Genomic DNA, 14,117 nt, shown 5'->3' on the forward strand with positions numbered 1-14,117 from the left:
GGTGCCCACGACGGCCCCGGGGGCGGGGCGGCGCGATCCGGCGTACACCCGCTGCTGCTTGACGCGCCCGCCGGTGATCTGTTGCATTGCTCTTCGTGACACGATGCGGGGCACGTAGGCGAAGCACCCGGGCGACGGGACCGACACGCCGTCAGTCGCGCCGCCCCCAGCGCGTGTCCACACCGCCGGGAGCGGCACCATGGACCCAGTGATCATCGTCGGGGCCGGACCGGTCGGCCTGGCTCTGGCGCTCGACCTGGCCCGCCACGAGGTGCCCAGCGTCGTCCTCGACGACGGGCCGGGCCTGTGTCCCGAATCCCCTCGCACCACCGTGCTGCGCCCCGACACCACCGCCCAGCTGACCCGTCTGGGCTGCACCGCGGCCGCCACCGACGGCGCCGTCTGGGACACCTGGCGGGTGCTCCGCCGGCGCGCCGAGGTGCTCCGTATCGACCTCGAGCCCGGCCGGGTCCGCCATCTGCCCCAGCACCGGCTGCAGCGCGGCCTGCGGGACGCCGTCGGCGCCGAGCCGCTGATCGAACTGGTACCGCTGCACCACGTCGAGGAACTGGAGCCGGACGACGACGGGGTGAGCGTCCGGACCCGCCAGACCCAGGACGGCCGTACCACCTGGTGGCGCGGCAGCCATCTGGTGGGCTGCGACGGCGCCCGGTCCACGGTGCGCAAGCTGCTGCGGATCCGCTTCCCCGGCCGCACGGGCGTGGACCGCTACGCCGTGGCCACCCTGCGGGTCGAGCTGCCCTTCCCCGGAGAGGCCCGGCTGCACCGGGAGCCGCCCTGGCGCGGCGACCGGGAGGCACTGGCCCGCCCGCTGCCGGACGGGGTGTGGCGGCTGGACTGGCGACTCCCGCCCGGTCGGCCCGCCCCGGCCGAACCCGTCGACCCGCATGCCACCTGGCCCGGCATCGTCACCGGCGACACCCTGGTGGCCCGGGTCCGCGCCACCCTGGCCGGCTGGTGCGGCGAAGTCCCCCGCTATGAGCTGCTCGCCGCCGCCGACCACAGCGTCCAGCAGCGACTGGCCGGCCGGTTCCGCGCCGGGCGCTGCTTCCTCGCCGGGGACGCCGCCCATCTGCACGGCGCACTCGGCATGCAGAACCTCGACGACGGGCTGCGCGACGCCGCCAACCTCGCCTGGAAGCTGGCCCTGGTGTGGCACCGCAACGCCGGGGACGCCCTGCTGGACACCTATGAGGCCGAGCGGCGCGGCGCGGTCGGCGCTCGGCTGCGCGCCGTCGACCAGGCCATGCCGCTGCTCCGGCCGGTGAAGGGATGGGAGCAGGCGCGGCGCAGCCTGGTCTCGGGCTCCTTCCGCAAGCACGCACCGCTGCTGGCCGACGGGACGCTCGGCACCGGGCGGTTCGGCAGTCCACCGGCCTACCCGGTCGGCGGCGGCGCCGCGGTCTCCCGTGGTGGGCGCCGCAACACCGCGCTCTCCCAGGATCTGGCTCCCACCGATCCGGGCGTGCTGGTCGCCGATGTGCCGGTGATCGCTGCCGACGGCGCCCACGACCGGCTGCACCACCGGCTGGGGCGCGGACTGCTGCTGGTCCTGGTCGCCCCCGGCACCGGGGTGTGGGCCAGCGAGCACTGGCTCGGTGCCGGGCTGATGCCGCGACTGGCCGAGGCCGCGGCAGCGCTGCCGATGGCCTCCGAGGTGGTGGTGGCCGAGGTCTACCCCGGCGCCGGCGCCCACACCGTGCTGCTGGTCCGGCCGGACGGCCATCTGATCGGCACCATGCAGGGGTGCCGGCCGGAGGAACTGGCCGCCCTCGCCGAACGCGCACGCGGCGGCCCCGCCGCCCTCCCCACCGCCTGACCGCCGAGGCCGGCGCGCCGCCCGGTGCACCACCCCGTCGCCGGTCCGGCGATCGGTCCGGCGGCCGGCCCGGATCCGTGCGAGATCGATCCGCGGGCGGCAGCGTGGCCGGCACCGGCGGTGCTCGAACCTGCCTCGTGCCGCGCGGATGCTTGCTTGACCGGCTGCCGGGTGCGTGATTCACTCCGGGCGTGGGACCTCTCGACCTCAGGCTCTTCCGCCGCACGCACCTGGACACCGTCCGGTACGTCGGCTGCCTGTGTTGTCGCTGCGCCGCCTGATCCCCTCGCCCCGCGGACCCCGCTGACCGGATCTCCGGCCCCGTCCGCGCTGCCGCGCACTCCGTGCGCTCCACCCATGCCGGCGTGACCGCAGTCCCTGCACGCCGTCCCGGGTCAATCCTCAGCAGCCCTGCCCGGTCCGCCGGGCACCCGCCGCACCCAGGACGGTCACCATGCCCCGCACCGACGCCCCGGCACCCTCCCCCGCGCAGCAGTCCGCACCGGCTTCACCCTTTCCGGCTTCACCTCAGACCACCGCACCCCAGCCCACCGCACCCCAGACCACCGCACCCGTGCCGAGCGCACCGGAGCCGACCGCCACCCCCGAGCCGACCGCGCTCCGCACCGCCGATGGCCCAGGGCTCAGCGAGCTGCTGGACTTCGCCCATCGCACCGCCGTCGACCCTGATGTGCTGGCCCGGCTGCCGCTCGATCCGGAGCAGCGCACCTGGATCGCCTTGGAGGGTCCGGGCGGCAGTGAGGCCTGGGTGATCGGCTGGCCGCCGGGCGCCGAGACCGGTTGGCACGACCACGGCGGCTCCCGGGGGGCCTTTGTCACCGCGACCGGCCAACTGGCCGAGCAGTCCATCGCGGTGGAGCTCCCCACCGAGGGCTGGCGCTGCCTGGAACTGGTCGAGGGCGTCGACCGGGAGCGCGCACTGCCAGCCGGCCGGGGCCGGGCCTTCGGCCCCCGCCATGTGCACCAGGTGGTCAATGTCTCCGAGGAGGAGCACGCCGTCTCCGTCCATGTCTACGACCCGCCGCTGCCGCTGCTGCGCCGTTACAGTCGCCGTGACCGGGTACTGCGGCTGGAAGCCGTCGAGGGTCCCGAGGAGTGGGCGCTGTGAGCTCCGTACCGCGCAGCATCGACCAGGCCCTGGCCGAGGCCCGAAGCCACCTGGAGCGCCTGACCGTCCATCAGGCAGCGGCTGCCGTAGCGGATGGCGCGCTGCTGGTCGACATCCGCTATGCCGCGCTGCGGGACCGGGACGGCACCATCCCCGGAGCACTGGTGGTCGAACGCAATGAGCTGGAGTGGCGACTGGATCCCCAGTGCGACCATCGGCTGCCCGAGGCCGCTCACCATGAGCTTTGGGTGGTGGTCATCTGCAATGAGGGGTACGCCTCCTCGCTGGCCGCTGTCTCCCTGCAGCAGCTGGGCCTGCACCGGGCCACCGATCTGGTGGGCGGCTTTCAGGCGTGGGCGGCCGCCGGACTCCCCGTCACCCCTGCGCCCGTCTGAACCCCCGAGGGGACCGGTGACAGCGAGCGGGATCCGCCGGGATCACTCCTCCGGCAGCCAGTGGTCCAGCTCCTCTCCGCTCTCCCCCTCCTCGGCGAGCGCCTGGCGGACCACACGCAGGGCCAGCCCCTCGGGGTAGCCGCGGCGGGCGAGCATCCCGGCAAGCCGACGGATGCGGACCTGGCGGTCGAGCCCTCGGGTCGAGCGCAGTTTGCGGTCGACCAGTGCACGGGCGGTCTCGGCCTCCTGCTCCGGATCCAGCCGCCCCACGGCATCCTCGACGACCGAGCCGGAGACTCCGCGGGAGCGCAGCTCCCTGGCGAGTGCCCGACGGGAAAGGCCGCGCCCGGTGTGGCGGGACTCCACCCAGGCGTCGGCGAATGCCGCGTCGTCGATCAGGCCGACGTCCTCGAAGCGGGAGAGGACCTCGTCGGCGACCTCGTCGGGGATATCCCGCTTGCGCAAGGCGTCGGCGAGCTGCCGCCGGGTGCGTGGTGAACCGGTGAGCAGCCGCAGACAGACGGCCCGCGCCTGCGCCGCCGGGTCGCGGCTCTCCTCAGCCGTCTGCTCCCCCGTCCGGGGCTTGTCCGGCCGAGACCCGCCCAGCCGACGGCCCCCGGAGCGGCCCCGCCGCGCCGGTGGCTGCTCAGGCTCCGCCATGGGAAGCGGCCCGGGCTCGGGAGCCGGCTCGCTCCATGCATCCGGGGGGATCGCGGTATCCGCGGGCATGGCGAACGAGGAGCCGGTCGCACCGCTGGCGCACCAGTCCCTGGGGCCCCAGTCGCCCGTCTCCGGTGGGGCTCCGGGGACGGGCGACTCAGCGTTGCTCCGCATCGGCAGCTCAGGCCTTGGCGGTCTTCTTGGCGGCGGCCGTCTTGGCCGCGGTGGCCGTGATCGGCTTGGCCGCACCGTCGGCCGTGGCAGCCGCAGCCGCAGCCGCAGCCGCAGCCGCAGCCGCAGCCGGGGCAGCATCCGTGGCGGCAGCCGGGTCCGCAGCAACTGCGGGGGTGTCGACACGGGGGCCGACGCCCAGCTTCTCCTTGATCTTCTTCTCGATCTCGTCGGCGAGGTCGGGGTTGTCGCGCAGGAAGTTGCGCGCATTCTCCTTGCCCTGGCCCAGCTGGTCGCCCTCGTAGGTGTACCAGGCGCCCGACTTGCGGATGAACCCGTGCTCCACACCCATGTCGATCAGACCACCCTCGCGGCTGATGCCCACGCCGTAGAGGATGTCGAACTCCGCCTGCTTGAACGGCGAGGCGACCTTGTTCTTGACGACCTTGACCCGGGTGCGGTTGCCGACCGCCTCCGTGCCGTCCTTGAGGGTCTCGATCCGGCGGATGTCCAGTCGGACCGACGCATAGAACTTCAGCGCCCGGCCACCGGTGGTGGTCTCCGGGGAGCCGAACATCACGCCGACCTTCTCACGGAGCTGGTTGATGAAGATCGCGGTGGTCTTGGACTGGTTGAGAGCACCGGTGATCTTCCGCAGCGCCTGGCTCATCAGACGGGCCTGCAGACCCACATGGGAGTCACCCATCTCACCCTCGATCTCGGCGCGCGGCACCAGGGCCGCCACCGAGTCGATGACGATGAGGTCGATGGCCCCGGACCGGATCAGCATGTCCGTGATCTCCAGGGCCTGCTCGCCCGTGTCGGGCTGGGAGACCAGGAGGGCGTCGGTGTCGACGCCCAGCTTCTTCGCATAGTCGGGGTCGAGGGCGTGCTCGGCGTCCACGAACGCCACGATGCCGCCGGCCCGCTGTGCATTGGCCACCGCGTGGAGCGCGATGGTCGTCTTACCGGAGGACTCCGGCCCGTAGACCTCCACCACGCGGCCGCGCGGAAGGCCCCCGACGCCGAGGGCGACGTCCAGGGCGATGGAGCCGGTCGGGATGACCTCGATCGGTGCTCGCGCCTCGTCGCCGAGACGCATCACCGACCCCTTGCCGAACTGTCGCTCGATCTGCGCGAGTGCGGTCTCTAGGGCCCGCTCGCGATCGGTACCTGCCATGGATTCCACCCTGCTGGTCTGTGCTGCTGTGCGCTTCATCGTCATCGACGCTAGCGCGTACCACTGACAATCGGCCCCGAGAGGGCCCAGCCTGTGGATAACCCGCCACCGGCCAGCATACAGAACGCAAGTTCGATTACCGGGAATGGCGGCACCACTTCACTCTCAGGAGTGACGTCAGTCCCGGGGTCCGCCGTCGTCGTCCCTGCCCCGGGAGACCAGCCGCCGCAGCCGCCGCGCCGCCTCCCGCCGCAGCCGGCGGGGCTCCCCACGGTCGATGCGCGGGTCCTGCGCCACCTCGTAGCGCTTCACATAGGTGGTGACGAACCCCTGGACGGTGGCCGCCGCCGGAATCGCGATGACCGCGCCCACCGCACCCAGCAGCGCGGCCCCTGCGATCACCGACCCGAAGGCCATCGCCGGATGCACCTCCACGGTCCTCGCCGTCACCCGGGGCTGCAGCAGATAGTTCTCCACCTGCTGGTAGACGACCACGAAGGCCAGCACCCAGAGCGCGTCCACCGGATCCACGGTGAGCGCGACCAGCATCGGCAGCGCGCCTGCCAGATAGGTGCCGATGGTCGGCACGAACTGGGACACCACCCCCACCCAGACCGCCAGGGCCGCCGCGTACGGGATGCCCAGCACCACAAAGAGGATGCCGTGCGCCACCGACGAGAAGATGGCGAGCAGTACCCGGGAGTAGAGGTAGCCGCCGGTCTTGGCCAGTGCGATCTCCCAGGCCCGCAGCACCTCGCCCTGCTTGGCCGGGGGCAGCAGCGAGCACACCGTGCGCCGCACCCGGGGCCCGTCCGCGGTCAGGTAGAAGGCGAACAGGGCGATGGTGAAGAGCCGGAAGAGGCCCCCGATCAGCGTGCTGGACACCCCCCAGAGGTTGTCCGCGGCCCGCTGGGCGTACTTCTCCGCGCTCCCGGAGTCCTGGAGCACCCGCTTCTGCAGCTGGGCCAGCGAGAGCTTGCTGTGGAAGGTGTGGTTGACCCAGTCGATCAGGTCGTTCAGCAGATGCGGCAGCCGTCCGGCCACCATCCCGACCTGTTCCACCAGCAGGGTGCCCAGCGCAGCCAGGAAGCCGCCCATGCAGACCAGCACCGCCAGGAAGACGATCATCGTGCCCAGGCCGCGCCGCACCCCCCGGGCCGCCATCCGGTCCACCGCCGGCTGCATCGCCAGCGAGAGGAAGAAGGCGACCAGCACCAGGGTGAAGAGGCCGACCAGCCGGTGGAAGACCCAGTCGGCGAACTCGAAGAGGCCCGCGAAGAGGAAGAACAGCGCCAGCGCCCGGGGCAGCCAGCGGGGCATCCGCTGCGTCTGCGCCGGGGACGGCCCCGCCACGGGCACAGCGGACTCCGGGGTCTCCTGGGGTTCCTCGCCGGCGGCCACGCTCCCAGTCTCACCCAAGTCCGCCCGCGGGTCCGTGCGGAGCCCGCCGCCCGCGGGCCCGTCGGCAGGGCGGACTCAGCGGTGCGTGGCGGGCACATCCATCGCGGCGCACACCGCACGCCACACGTCCTTGGCCTCCCAGCCGGCGTCCAGCGCCTGGTGCACGGTCCGCCCGCCGAGCTCGGTCATCACATGGTCTCGGGCAAAGCTGTCCGCGTACGCCTCACCGAAGTGGGCGTTCATCCTCGCCAGAACTCTGTCAGCCGCATGGCACCCAGTATCCCGCGTCTCCCCGGTCGCCCGTTCACCCGGCCAGTGCCCGCACCAGCGCCGTGACCAGCACCGCGGATCCGACCACCACCAGGAAGGGCGCCCGGAGCAGCACCGCGGCGGCCGCGGCCGCCAGCCCGGCCGCCCGGACGTCGAGCTGCAGCCCCTGGCCGTGCTGCCGCCCCAGGGTCTGCAGCGCCGTGAGCGCCGCCAGCAGGGCCACCGGGGCCAGCGCGGCGAACCGGCGCACCACCGGGCGGTCCAGCAGCCCGGTCGGGACGCTGAGCCCCAGCAGCTTCAGCAGATAGCAGCCGACGGCCGTGGCACCCACGGCGAGCCAGACGGTCATCGTGCGACCCCCGCCCCACGGCGCGCCCGGAACCGCAGTACCAGCGCCACCAGCGGCACAGCCGCCAGCGCCACCAGCACGGGTACCCCGGCGGGCACCACAAAGGTGGCGGCCAGCGCGAGCGCCACCCCCACCCCGGCGACCGCCCGCTCCGCCCCGCCCTCCCGCAGCCGCGGCGCCAGCAGCGCCAGGAAGACGGCCGGACCCGCGGCGTCCAGGCCGTAGGCCGCGGGGTCGCCGAGCGCACCCGCGCCCAGCACGCCGGCCAGCGTGCTGAGGTTCCAGAGCGCGAACAGGGTGAGTCCGGTGACGGTGAACCCCCACCGGGTGGAACGCCGGTCGGGCTGGGCCAGCGCCACCGCCGCGGTCTCGTCGATCACCAGCTGCGCAGCCAAGGGGCGGACCGCCCGCGGCAGCGCCAGCCGCTCGGAGAGCCGCAACCCGTAGAAGCTGTTCCGCACCCCGAGGAAGAGGGCCCCGGCGACCGCCGCCACCGGCGCCGCACCCGCGGCCAGCGCCCCGACCAGGGCGAACTGCGAGGCGCCGGTGAAGACCAGCAGGCTCAGGGCGCAGGTCTGCCAGACCGTCAGCTGTGCCCCGGCGGCGGCCACTCCGAACGCCGTCCCGGAGATCCCCACCGCGATCCCCACCCCCAGCGCATCCCGCACCACGGCTGCGGTGGGCCTGGCGGCCTCCGCGAGGGCGTCCATGGCCGGTGGTTCTGTCACTGCACTCATGGACCCATCCTGGCCGGGCCCCTGGCGGCAGCTCTTGTACGTTCCTGCGCGGCGGGCCCCCGGCCGTCCCCGCGACCGCGGGGACCTCAGCCGCGGCCGCGCTCGCGGCGGTAGGCGCCGGGCGGGACGCCGACGATACGGCGGAAGTGCCGGGTGAGGTGGGCCTGGTCGACGAAGCCCACCTCTGCGGCGGCCCTGGCCGGCGGGATCCCGGCGTCCAGCAGCAGCCGGGCCCGGCGGACCCGCTGCTGGTTGAGCCAGGTGTGCGGCGGCAGCCCATGGGCGTCGCGGAAGGCGCGCAGCAGCGGGAAGGGCCGGGTGCCGACCTCGGAGGCGAGCTCCTCCAGGGTCGGCGGCTCGATCAGGCGGGCCTCCAGGATGTCCCGGGCCCGGCGTACCGCGGCCGCCCCGGCCGCCGTACGCGGGCCGTCCGTCCCCGGAGTGCCGTGGGCCCGCAGCAGCCGCGCCACGGTGAGCCGCAGAAGGGTGTCGGCGGCGAGTCCGTCGTCGCGCTCCGCAGCCCGGTGGACCTCGGCGACCAGCCTCGCGAGCCGCCGGTCGGGGACGACCGCCTCGGTGAAGCCCGGGAGCCCGCCTCCCCGGCCGGGGACGGCGAGTTCCGCAGCGACCGAGGCCACGATCTCCACCGCCGGGTACAGCACCAGGTAGCTCCAGCCGTCCGGGGTGCCGGAGTGCCCGGTGTGCACGGTGTCCGGGTTGATCAGCGCGATGCTGCCGGCGCCCGCGCGCTCGGTGCTGCCCCGGTACTGGAACTCCTCGACGCCCTCGGTGATCGCGGCGATGACATAGGTGTCATGGGTGTGCCGCCCGAAGGTGTGCCGGATGTAGCGGGCTCTGAGCAGGTCGACACCGGGCAGTGCGGGATGTGTCCAGTAGCGTGCGGTCTCCTCGGCCATGCCTGTCATCCTGCCCCGGGCGGCGGGGCGGGGACGAGCACGCGGTGTCCGCCCCGCCCTCCCCCGCCCCTGCCCCGGTCCGGCGGCCGCGGCGCCCTGCGGCCGGCTCCCTCCCGGGAGCTCCCGGTCAGCCGGTGGGCACCGGTGTGCCGCGGTCGGGCGTACGGGGCTCCGCCGGGGCGGGGCCCTCGCTCAGGCCGAACCGCCGGTGCAGCCGCCGCAGCGGTCCCGGGGCCCACCAGGCGGCGCGACCGGTGAGGGCCAGTACGGCGGGCACCAGCAGGGTGCGGACCACCATGGCGTCCATGACCACCGCGAGCGCCACCCCGAGGCCGAGCATCTTGGTGTTGGCGATCCTGGAGGTCCCGATGGCCACCATCACCACGGCCAGGATGACCGCAGCGGCCGTGATGATCCCCCCGGTGCGGCGGATCCCCTCCACCACGGCGGCGCGGTGGTCACCGCCCCGCTCCCGCTCCTCCTTGATCCGGGAGAGCAGGAAGACGCCGTAGTCCATGGAGAGCCCGAAGGCCATGCAGAACATCAGCACCGGCAGCGAGGTCTCGATGGTGCCGGTGGGGGTGAAGCCCAGCAGCCCGGAGAGGTGGCCGTCCTGGAAGACCCAGACCACCGCGCCCAGCATCGCGGTCAGGCTGAGCGCGTTGAGCACGACGGCCTGCAGCGGCACCAGGACGCTCCCGGTGAGCAGGAAGACCAGCACCAGGGTGGCGAGCACGATGATGCCGAGCGCCCAGGGCAGGCCGCGTCCGATGGCCGACTGGGTGTCCACCAGCGCTGCCGCGGTGCCGGTGGCGTGGGCGGCGAAGGGGGTGCGGACACCGCGTACCGCGCGTACCAGGTCCTCGCTCGCCCGGGAGACGTCCTCGACCGAGGGCACCACGGTGAGATGCGCTGCGGCTCCGTTGATCCGGCCGGGCTGCCCGGGTCCGGCCGGCAGCCCGGCGGTGTACTCGCGCCGCGGGGGCCTCGACCCGGAGCACCCCCGGCAGTGCGGAGAGCTGCCGTGCGTAGCGGTCGAGGCCGGCTGTCGGAGCGCCCCGGGTGACGACCTCGATGACGCCGGCGGGGCTGCCGTCGAAGCCGTCCCTGATGTGCTGCTGGACCACATGGGCCTCGGAGGCGGCGGGCAGCTGCCGGTCGTCGCCGGAGCCGAAGTGGACCCGGAGGAAGGGCAGGCCCAGCAGCACCAGCAGGGCCAGGGTGCCGGCCGCGAAGAAGGGGGCCCGGCGCATCACCAGGCGGGCCAGCGCCGCCCAGCGGGCGCCGGCGGCCGCATCCCCGGCCGGTGCCGTGCGGCGCCTCGGCAGCAGCCGCCGGACGTCCAGGGCGTCGACCCGCCGGCCCAGGACGGCGAGCAGTGCGGGCAGCACCACCAGGGCCGATCCGGCGGCGAGCACCACCACGCTGATGCCGGCGTAGGCCATGGAGCGCAGGAAGTAGAGCGGGAAGACCAGCATCGCGGCCAGTGAGACGGCGACGGTCGCGGCGGAGAAGAGCACGGTGCGGCCGGCGGTGTCCAGGGTGGCGGCGATGGCCTCCCGGGTGTCGCGGCCCGCGGCCAGTTCCTCGCGGTAGCGGCGGACGATCAGCAGGGCGTAGTCGATGGCCAGGCCGAGTCCGAGTGCGGTGGTGAGGTTGAGCGCGAAGACGGAGACATCGGTGGCCGAGGTGAGCGCGCGCAGGACGGCGTTGGTGCCGAGGACGGCGATGACGCCGATCCCGACGGGCAGCAGCGCGGCGACCGCGCTGCCGAAGACCAGCACCAGGATCAGCAGGGTGATCGGCAGCGCCACGGCCTCGGCGCGGAGCAGGTCGTCGCTGATGTAGCCCTGCATCTCCTGGCGGATGGCGGTCGAGCCGCCGATGCGCACCCGCACGGCTCCCTGCTGTCCGCGGTAGTGCGGGGCGATCCGGGTCAGGGTGCGGTCGGAGTCCGTCTCGTCGCCGGTGAGCCGAGCCACCACCAGGGCGGCACGGCCGTCCCTGGCGCGCAGCGCGGGACTGCGGGTGTCCCAGTAGGAGGTGACACCGCCGACGCCGGACTCCCGGGCGAGCCGGGCGGCGAGCGCCCGGCCGTCGCGGGCCACCGCCGGGTCGTCGATGCCGCGGGCGCCGTCCACCAGCAGCACCAGGTCGGGCCGGGAGCCGGGGAAGTCCTGGTCGAGCACGGTGGTGGCGTACGCGGAGTCCGAGCCCGGGTCGTTGTAGCCGCCGCTGCGCAGCCGGTCGGCGACGCCGCCGCCGAGCAGCACGGCGGCGGCCAGGAAGGCGACGGCCGCGGCGAGCAGCAGCCGGGGCCGTGCGGTGGCGAACCGTGCGACGGCGTGGAAGAGGCCGCGTGCGGGCGCGGCGGCGGGTGGTCGTTGCGGCATGGCATCCCCCTGGACGGTGTGGTGGGGCGGTGCCGCGCAGTAGGGCGCAGGACAGGGTGCGGGCGGCCGCCACCGGCGCGATAATGCGAGCCATTACTCGCATCTCATGGGCGGGAGAATACGAGTGAACGCTCGCATAAGTCAACGGGCATAGGATCCGGCCGACAGCGCCCATGGGAAGGAGTGCGGAGATGGCCACCCAGGAGCCGGCAGCCGGGGAGTCGGCGGCCCAGGACCCGACTGCCCAGGACCCGACTGCCCAGGGCACCGCGGCCCAGGGCGCGGCTGCGCGCCCCAGGAAGCGCCAGGCCCGCGGCGAGAAGCGGATCACCGAACTGCTGGACGCCGCCGGGCAGGTCTTCGCCGAGCACGGCTACTCCGCCACCACGACCAACGCCATCGCCGCCCGCGCCGGCGTCTCCCCCGGGTCGCTGTACCAGTACTTCCCCAACAAGGAGGCGATCGCCGAGGCGCTCGCCGAGCGGTACGCGGCCAGGGCGCACGCCACCCAGCTCATCCTGGAGGACCCCGAGCTGCCCGGGATGCCGCTGCCGGCCATCCTCGACCGGGTGGTGGACCCCACGGTGGTCTTCCACTGCGAGGACCCCGCCGTCCATGTGCTGCTGGCCGGACCCGACAGCCCGGCCCGGCTGCACGCCGTCCACAGCCCGCTGCACGAGGCGATGCTCTCCCGGATCGCCACGCTGCTCCGTGCCCTCGCGCCGGGTCTGACCGAGGCCCGGGTGGAGCAGACGGCGCTGGTCACCGTGGGGGTCTTCAAGGGACTGCTGCCACTGGTGCTGGCCGCCCCCGAGGAGCATCGCCCGGCCCTGGTCCATGAGCTGAAGCTGGTCCTGCTCGGCTATCTGCGACCGGTGGTGGAATCGGGCTCGGCGGACTCGGGTTGGGTGGAGTAGGGCGCCTCGGCTCCGGGCTCGACGAAGTCGGACGCGGCGGAGCCGAACACCCCTGCCACGGAGAGCACCCCGGCGCCGAAGTAGCGCGGATCGGCGCAGAGCCCGGCGCCCAGCAGACAGCGCCCGTGCAGCGCCGCACCGGTCAGCGCCTCCCGCAGCCGGTCGACCCGTACTCCGGGTGGGCCGCCGCCACCAGCGCCACGGCCCCGGTGACATGCGCCGCCGCCATCGAGGTGCCCGCCAGGGCCGCATACCGGCCACCGGGCCAGTCGGAGACCACCGCCCTGGCGGTACCGCCGTCCGGGTCGCCGCCCGGCGCGGCGAGCGAGATCCGGTCACCGCCGTAGTTGGAGTACCCCGCTACCGCCCCCGACCGCTCCAGTGCACTCACCGCCACCACCCCCGGCAGTTCGGCGGGCAGCCGGATGCACTCCGCGCCCAGGGTGCGCACCGGCGGCGGGGAGGAGCCCGTACGGTCGTTGGGGCTGCGGCCGTCGGTGCGGGGAGCGCCCAGGTCCTGGGCGTCGTTGCCGGCCGACGCCACCACCACGGCGCCGCGTTCGCGGGCATAGCGCACCGCGCGCGCGATCGAGGCGGTGATCGCCGCCTGGTCGTGGTCCTCGGGGCAGTTGTACTTCCAGGGGTCGGAGAAGAAGCTGTCGTTGATCGCCCGGGCGCCGTGGTCCGCGGCCCAGAGCAGGCCGCAGACGATGTTCTCGGCGTAGTACTGCCCGGGCGCCCCGAGCAGCCGCACGGCGGCGATCCGGACTCCGGGGGCGACGCCGATTACCCCGTCGCCGTCCCGCGCCGCACCGATGATCCCCGCCACATGGGTGCCGTGGCCGCTCTCGCTGATGCTCTCGTCCGGCCGCCAGGAGCCCACCCGGTGGTCGGGCCGGCCGTCGGCGCAGGAGGCGGAGCGCCCGGGGTCCACCGCTTCCCGCAGGTCGGGATGGGAGTCGTCGACCCCGGAGTCCAGGACCGCGACCACCACCCGGCGCAGCGCGGCCTGCTCGCGGTCGTGGTCGCCGCCCACCCGGCTCAGCAGCTCCGCGCTGCTGTCCCCGGGAGCGGCGTCGGCGCCGATCATCGCCAGGTTCCAGGCCGGCCGCTCGTGCGGGTCCGGCACGAGGGGGGCGTCGTCGGCGGGCACCTGCGCGCCCCCCGGCCGCCGCGTCCCGTCGTGCGCCAGGGCCATGCCCCCGTACGCGCGGAAACCGCCCTCCCCGGCCAGCTCGCCCGGGAGGCTGGAGGCCGGCACCGTGCGGCTGGCCCCCGCCTCGGCGATGCCGGGCCGGCTGCGCAGCCGGGCGGCGAAGGAGCGCTGGTCCGCATAGGCCAGGACCACGCCGATCTGGGGATAGCTCTGCACCACGGTGCCGCCGGCGGCCCGCGTCTCACGGGCGGCGAGCCGCGCACCGCCGGGGTCGGCCTGCCGGGCCACCACCAGGTAGCTGAGATACGCATGGCCTGGTCCGCCCACATAGGGCACCGCGCCGCCCAGCAGCAGGGCGGCCAGCGACAGGACGAACAGGCAGCGGACCAGCGTCGGGGTACGCCGGCGGGAGCTGCGGTCATCCCTCGGGACCTGCTGCACCGCACCTCCACCCGTCGCCGGCGACCTGTGGAGACCACAGATATCTACATACGATATGAGCGAAAAGTGCGGCATGCCCTGGTCTACTGCACCGGATGCGCGACCCCCGCCCCGACCGGGTGTGCGGGCGGAGGGACCGGGTGTCAGTGGGGCGCGGCACC

11 protein-coding genes and 2 pseudogenes are annotated in these 14,117 nt (G+C 74.2%); 4 read left to right on the forward strand and 9 right to left on the reverse strand.

Annotation, left to right across the window (positions count from 1 at the left end; all coding sequences use genetic code 11):
• Positions 1-199: 199 nt before the first annotated feature.
• The 3 genes from AB0761_RS12755 to AB0761_RS12765 all read left to right on the forward strand — a co-directional run bounded on the left by AB0761_RS12755 (position 200) and on the right by AB0761_RS12765 (position 3,364).
• Positions 200-1,840, forward strand: a complete 1,641-nt coding sequence (locus AB0761_RS12755) for an FAD-dependent monooxygenase (RefSeq protein WP_377269099.1) — start codon at positions 200-202, stop codon at positions 1,838-1,840.
• 454 nt (positions 1,841-2,294) lie between these two features.
• Positions 2,295-2,969, forward strand: a complete 675-nt coding sequence (locus tag AB0761_RS12760; protein ID WP_377269100.1) for a cysteine dioxygenase — start codon at positions 2,295-2,297, stop codon at positions 2,967-2,969.
• Positions 2,966-3,364, forward strand: coding sequence for a rhodanese-like domain-containing protein (locus tag AB0761_RS12765; RefSeq protein WP_377269101.1), 399 nt, complete (start codon positions 2,966-2,968; stop codon positions 3,362-3,364). The genes AB0761_RS12760 and AB0761_RS12765 overlap by 4 nt, the downstream gene beginning before the upstream one ends.
• Before the next feature lie 42 nt (positions 3,365-3,406).
• On the opposite strand, the gene recX is transcribed toward AB0761_RS12765, so the two are convergent.
• The 8 genes and pseudogenes from recX to AB0761_RS12805 form a co-directional block, all read right to left on the reverse strand.
• Positions 3,407-4,093 (reverse strand): recombination regulator RecX, encoded by a 687-nt coding sequence (recX, locus tag AB0761_RS12770; protein ID WP_377274060.1) that lies wholly within the window; start codon positions 4,091-4,093, stop codon positions 3,407-3,409.
• A 112-nt stretch (positions 4,094-4,205) separates the two neighbouring features.
• A complete protein-coding gene (gene recA / locus AB0761_RS12775) occupies positions 4,206-5,375 on the reverse strand; it encodes a recombinase RecA (protein WP_377269102.1) in 1,170 nt (389 codons plus the stop codon).
• A gap of 177 nt (positions 5,376-5,552) precedes the next feature.
• Positions 5,553-6,776 (reverse strand): AI-2E family transporter, encoded by a 1,224-nt coding sequence (locus AB0761_RS12780; protein ID WP_377269103.1) that lies wholly within the window; start codon positions 6,774-6,776, stop codon positions 5,553-5,555.
• A 75-nt stretch (positions 6,777-6,851) separates the two neighbouring features.
• A pseudogene (locus AB0761_RS12785) lies at positions 6,852-7,045 on the reverse strand (DUF3046 domain-containing protein).
• Between the two features lie 35 nt (positions 7,046-7,080).
• Positions 7,081-7,395 (reverse strand): AzlD domain-containing protein, encoded by a 315-nt coding sequence (locus AB0761_RS12790; protein WP_377269104.1) that lies wholly within the window; start codon positions 7,393-7,395, stop codon positions 7,081-7,083.
• Positions 7,392-8,132: an AzlC family ABC transporter permease gene (locus tag AB0761_RS12795; protein ID WP_377269105.1), complete on the reverse strand. Its 741-nt coding sequence runs from the start codon at positions 8,130-8,132 to the stop codon at positions 7,392-7,394. The genes AB0761_RS12790 and AB0761_RS12795 overlap by 4 nt, the downstream gene beginning before the upstream one ends.
• An 86-nt stretch (positions 8,133-8,218) precedes the next feature.
• Complete coding sequence (locus AB0761_RS12800) at positions 8,219-9,049, reverse strand: AraC family ligand binding domain-containing protein (protein WP_377269106.1); 831 nt, start codon at positions 9,047-9,049, stop codon at positions 8,219-8,221.
• Positions 9,050-9,176: 127 nt separating this feature from the next.
• Positions 9,177-11,442 (reverse strand): annotated as a pseudogene (locus tag AB0761_RS12805) (MMPL family transporter).
• A gap of 191 nt (positions 11,443-11,633) precedes the next feature.
• Here AB0761_RS12805 and AB0761_RS12810 point away from each other — a divergent pair.
• Positions 11,634-12,359 carry a TetR/AcrR family transcriptional regulator gene (locus AB0761_RS12810; protein WP_377269107.1) on the forward strand — a complete coding sequence of 242 codons (726 nt, stop codon included), beginning with the start codon at positions 11,634-11,636 and terminating at the stop codon, positions 12,357-12,359.
• A gap of 142 nt (positions 12,360-12,501) precedes the next feature.
• Here AB0761_RS12810 and AB0761_RS12815 read toward each other — a convergent pair whose 3' ends face one another.
• Complete coding sequence (locus tag AB0761_RS12815; protein ID WP_377269108.1) at positions 12,502-13,956, reverse strand: S8 family serine peptidase; 1,455 nt, start codon at positions 13,954-13,956, stop codon at positions 12,502-12,504.
• Positions 13,957-14,117 lie beyond the last annotated feature (161 nt).

It is taken from the genome of Peterkaempfera podocarpi (assembly GCF_042466665.1).
GTDB lineage: Bacteria > Actinomycetota > Actinomycetes > Streptomycetales > Streptomycetaceae > Peterkaempfera > Peterkaempfera podocarpi.

Coding starts and splice junctions, on each gene's coding strand:
- AB0761_RS12755 (WP_377269099.1), top strand. CDS start 200: ATGGACCCAGTGATCATCGTCGGGGCCGGACCGGTCGGCCTGGCTCTG.
- AB0761_RS12760 (WP_377269100.1), top strand. CDS start 2,295: ATGCCCCGCACCGACGCCCCGGCACCCTCCCCCGCGCAGCAGTCCGCA.
- recX (WP_377274060.1), bottom strand. CDS start 4,093: ATGCCCGCGGATACCGCGATCCCCCCGGATGCATGGAGCGAGCCGGCT.
- recA (WP_377269102.1), bottom strand. CDS start 5,375: ATGGCAGGTACCGATCGCGAGCGGGCCCTAGAGACCGCACTCGCGCAG.
- AB0761_RS12790 (WP_377269104.1), bottom strand. CDS start 7,395: ATGACCGTCTGGCTCGCCGTGGGTGCCACGGCCGTCGGCTGCTATCTG.
- AB0761_RS12795 (WP_377269105.1), bottom strand. CDS start 8,132: ATGAGTGCAGTGACAGAACCACCGGCCATGGACGCCCTCGCGGAGGCC.
- AB0761_RS12800 (WP_377269106.1), bottom strand. CDS start 9,049: ATGGCCGAGGAGACCGCACGCTACTGGACACATCCCGCACTGCCCGGT.
- AB0761_RS12810 (WP_377269107.1), top strand. CDS start 11,634: ATGGCCACCCAGGAGCCGGCAGCCGGGGAGTCGGCGGCCCAGGACCCG.